The 4201-nt window shown below is 59.0% G+C and carries 4 protein-coding genes; 1 reads left to right on the forward strand and 3 read right to left on the reverse strand.

Features of this window, described 5'->3' with window-relative positions:
- Positions 1–118 precede the first annotated feature (118 nt).
- Positions 119–2002 (forward strand): TonB-dependent receptor, encoded by a 1884-nt coding sequence (locus QMX93_RS29935; protein ID WP_282359184.1) that lies wholly within the window; start codon positions 119–121, stop codon positions 2000–2002.
- A gap of 151 nt (positions 2003–2153) precedes the next feature.
- Here the strand turns inward: QMX93_RS29935 and QMX93_RS29940 are convergent, their stop codons facing one another.
- From QMX93_RS29940 to ribA, 3 genes are read right to left on the reverse strand one after another with little or no spacing between them, the layout of a single operon-like run.
- Complete coding sequence (locus QMX93_RS29940; protein ID WP_282359185.1) at positions 2154–2954, reverse strand: cobalamin-binding protein; 801 nt, start codon at positions 2952–2954, stop codon at positions 2154–2156.
- Positions 2954–3373: an MFS transporter gene (locus tag QMX93_RS29945; RefSeq protein WP_159815456.1), complete on the reverse strand. Its 420-nt coding sequence runs from the start codon at positions 3371–3373 to the stop codon at positions 2954–2956. Before QMX93_RS29945 ends, QMX93_RS29940 begins: the two co-directional genes overlap by 1 nt.
- Positions 3370–3987 (reverse strand): GTP cyclohydrolase II, encoded by a 618-nt coding sequence (ribA, locus tag QMX93_RS29950; protein WP_053124247.1) that lies wholly within the window; start codon positions 3985–3987, stop codon positions 3370–3372. Before ribA ends, QMX93_RS29945 begins: the two co-directional genes overlap by 4 nt.
- Positions 3988–4201 lie beyond the last annotated feature (214 nt).

Consider the following 4201-nt stretch of genomic DNA (forward strand, 5'->3'; position numbering starts at 1 on the left):
GGGCTTGCTCGCGAAAGCGTCGGATCAGTCAATGATGAGTTGACTGACACAGCGCCTTCGCGAGCAAGCCCGCTCCCACATTTGATTTGTGTACACCTGAAATTCCCGATGGATTGCCATGAAACTCTCGCGCCTCGCCCTGCCCTTCTTCTTGCTGCCGTCCGCTAATGCCCTCGCCGATAACTTCGAGCGTGATCAGGCGTTGAAGCTGCCGGACACGCTGATCTCCGCCAACCGCCAGATCGAAGCCCGCAACGACAGCAGCGCCGCCAACACCGTGTTCACCCGTGAAGACATCGACCGCCTGCAACCGAGCGACGTGCCGGATCTGCTGCGTCGTGTCCCCGGCGTGCAAGTGGCGCAGACCGGCGGACGCGGCAGTCTGCCGGGGATCTATATTCGCGGCACGCAATCGGCGCAGAGTCTGGTGTTGGTCGATGGTCAGCGCATCGGCAACTCGACTTCGGGCGACAGCAATCTGCAGCATCTGAACATCGAGCAGATCGAGCGTGTGGAAGTGCTGCGCGGCTCGCGTTCGGTGATTTACGGCAGTGATGCGATTGGCGGGGTGATTCAGATTTTCACCCGACGCGGTACTGACCAGGGTTTGCAGCCACGCATGCACATCGGTTTCGGCAGCAACCAGACGTGGGAACGCAGCCTCGGTTTGTCCGGCGGCGATGACAAAACCCGCTTCAATCTCGGCGCCAGCCTTGACGAAACCGCCGGGATTGATCGTACGCACGAGTCGTATCCGAGCGATGGCGATCACGATGCCTACCGCAATAAGTCCGTTAGTTTGAGCCTCAGCCATGCGCTGACCGATGACATCGAAATCGGCGCCAATCTGCTGGATAACCGTGGCAAGAGCGAGTTCGACAACCCGTTCGGCCGCTTCGACATGAACACCTTCGAGTCGGTGCAGCAGCAGCCTTACAGCGATTTTAATGTCAGCAGCGTCAGCAGTTACTTAGACGCCCGGGTCAACGACCTCTGGAAAACCCGCGTCGAGTTCGGCCATACCGAGAACCGCGAGAAGACCCTGGATAAACTCAGCGACGAGCGCACGGTGTTCAACACCTATCGCGATTCGCTGAACTGGCAGAACGACCTGACCTTGAATGCGCGTAACAGCCTGATCCTCGGCGGCGACTGGTACGAAGATCGCGTCAACAGCAGCACCGCGTTCGATGAGGACAGCCGCTGGAACCGCGCGGCGTTTATCCAGCATCGTTATCAGGCCGACAGCTTCTCCACCGAAATCGGCCTTCGCCACGACGACAATCAGCAATTTGGCAGCCAGAACACCTGGAGCGGCACGTTCACCCTGCCGCTGAATCCGGATAACGATCTGTTGCTAAGTTATAGCGAAGGCTTTCGCGCACCGACGTTCAACGACCTGTACTACCCGGACTTCAGCAACCCGGATCTGAAACCGGAAACGTCGAAGAGCTACGAACTGCAATGGCGCAGCCAGTTGAGCGACAGCAGCCGTCTGGAAGCGTCTATTTACCGTACGGATCTGCAGGACGCGATTATCTTCGGCAGCAACTCACGTCCAGAGAACGTGGCTTCGGCGCGAATCAACGGTTTTGAAGCGGCGCTGAAACAGGAATTGTTCGACTGGCAGAGCAACCTGGGCGTGTCGATCATTGATCCGCGCGATCGTGATTCCGGGCATACCCTGGCGCGTCGTGCGCGGCGGACGTTGAGCTGGGATCTGGATCGGCAGTTTGATCGGATCAGTGTCGGTGCGAGCTGGCAGGCGGTAAGCAGCAGTTATGACGATCGCGACAACAATCAATCGCTGGGTGGCTACGCATTGTTTGGATTGCGCAGCAGTTGGGCGCTGAACCGCGAGATCAAGCTGGATCTGAAGGTCGATAACGTTTTCGACAAGGGTTACAGCCGAGCGAATTACAGCTATGACGGCGGTCAGTATGGTTATCGCGAGGAAGGTCGGATGTGGATGTTTGGTGTCACTTGGACACCTCAACTCTAAGATTTTCCACCATCCCTGTGGCGAGGGGATTTATCCCCGTTCGGCTGCGCAGCAGTCGCAATAAACGCTGACTCAATCAAACTGAAAAAATGCATTGGCAGTTTTTGGGGCAGCTTCGCAGCCCAACGGGGATAAATCCCCTCGCCACAAGTTATTGGCTAGGCGCGATGAGTTGGCAGAGTTTGGCGGTGGCGTCGATCATCTGGCCGCTTGGGCGTTCGAGGCCTTTGTCGGTGACCAACAGTAATTGCTGCTGCTTTACAGCGGCGACCTGCGGCCAGTTTTGCCAGGCGTTGAGCTGGGACTGGTCGCTGGCCAGAATCACTTCGGGATCACGTTGCAACACTGATTCGATGCTGACTTGCGGCGCAGGCAAGGTCAGATCACTGAACACATTCCGCGCCCCGCACACTTGCAGCGCATCACTGATGATCTGCCCGCCACCAACGGTGTACAGCGGCTTGTCCCACACCTGATAAAACACCCGCAACGGCACTTCCCGGTGATAGCGCTGGCGTAGATCCGCGAGTTTTTGCCGCAGATCCGCTGCCAGTTTCACCCCGCGCTCAGGTCGGCCCAATTGCGTGGCAATGGCTTCAATCTGCGTGGAGAGTTGATCTAAAGAATGCGGTTCGGCGACGAAAGTCGGAATGCCCAAGCGCTTCAACTGATCACGTTGTGCCGGGCCGACGCTGCCGGGCCAGAGCAGCAACAAATCAGGCTTAAGACTGAGCAACTGTTCCATGTCGAGCTGGCCGTAACGACCCACCGACGGAACGTTGGCAATTTCCGCAGGACGCTCACCGGCATCCAGCACCCCGACCAACAGGTCAGCCGAATCCAGCTCAACGACAATTTCAGAAAGCGACGGCGCCAGGCTGACCACCCGCAGGTTTGCCAGCACCGGGCCGCTGACGGCCAGCAGCAGAACCGCCAGCCAGAGACGGTGCATCAGCCGAGTTGACGCGGGATGCGGTAGAGATAAAACAGCACGGCGGTGGACAGCGCCAGCAGCATCAGCGGTACTGCTTCGAGACCGACGAATACCGCCAGTGCGCCGATCCACGCTGGCAAGGCTGCCGCGAGAAACGCCGAGCGACGGTTCGCCGCAAGGGCAATCCACGCGCCGGGTTCTTCAGGGGTATCGAGGGCGTTTTGCGTGGCGATCAGTGCGTGTTTGTAGCGGCCGAAAAACTTCAGGCTGACAAACATAGACGCCACGCCGGCAATGAACAACGGCATCGCCAGCACCGGCAGAATGCCGTCGCTCTGGCCGAACAGGGCGTTGATCACGAACAGCGGCACCAGCGCCAGCGCGAGGTATTTCCACCAGGCGACGGACAATCGGCGCCGCACCTGACCACGGGTCACGCCCGGTCTACCTCGCCCTGATGCTCGTTGCCCATCATGTGGTCGAGCTTGCTGGCCTTGGTCGCCAGATAGAGTTTGTTGTGCGGGTTGTGGCCGGTGTGCAGTGGCACGCGCTCGGCGACGGTGATGCCCATGTCGGTCAAGGCTTTGACCTTGCGCGGGTTGTTGGTCATCAGGCGCAGGGATTTCACGCCCAGATGCTCCAACATCGGCAGGCACATGGCGTAGTCACGCTGGTCGGCGGCAAAGCCCAGACGCTCGTTGGCTTCAACGGTGTCGGCGCCGCCGTCTTGCAGTTCGTAAGCACGGATCTTGTTCAACAGACCAATGCCGCGACCTTCCTGACGCAGGTACAGCAACACACCTCGGCCTTCGCGGGCGATGGCTTTGAGTGCGCCTTCGAGTTGCGAGCCGCAGTCGCAACGCTGGCTGAACAAGGCATCGCCGGTCAGGCATTCGGAGTGCAAACGGCCGAGTACCGGGGCACCGTCGGTGAATTCACCGAGGCTCAGCACAACGTGCTCGCGGCCGGTGGCTTCATCGAGAAAACCGTGCATGGTGAATTGCGCAAAAGGCGTTGGCAGCTTGGAAGCGGCGACAAAGACGACAGGCACCGGTGTGCTCCTGATCTAAAGAGTCTGAAAATTCGCAGGCCGGCATTGTAACAGCAGGTTCCTACCGGCGCTTAGGCTGAATTATCGGGGATAACGATCAAAAAGTTTGATAACTACAGACTTGCCTGGATCCCTGTGGGAGCGGGCTTGCTCGCGAATGCGGTGTGTCAGTCGACAGATTGGCTGGCTGAGCCAACGCTTTCGCGAGCAAGCC

Origin of the sequence: Pseudomonas sp. PS01303, from assembly GCF_029959385.1 — a bacterium.
Lineage (GTDB): Bacteria > Pseudomonadota > Gammaproteobacteria > Pseudomonadales > Pseudomonadaceae > Aquipseudomonas > Aquipseudomonas rustica.

Bases quoted from the DNA above. Each gene is read 5' to 3' on its own strand.
- QMX93_RS29935 (WP_282359184.1), top strand. From the start codon at position 119: ATGAAACTCTCGCGCCTCGCCCTGCCCTTCTTCTTGCTGCCGTCCGCT.
- QMX93_RS29940 (WP_282359185.1), bottom strand. From the start codon at position 2,954: ATGCACCGTCTCTGGCTGGCGGTTCTGCTGCTGGCCGTCAGCGGCCCG.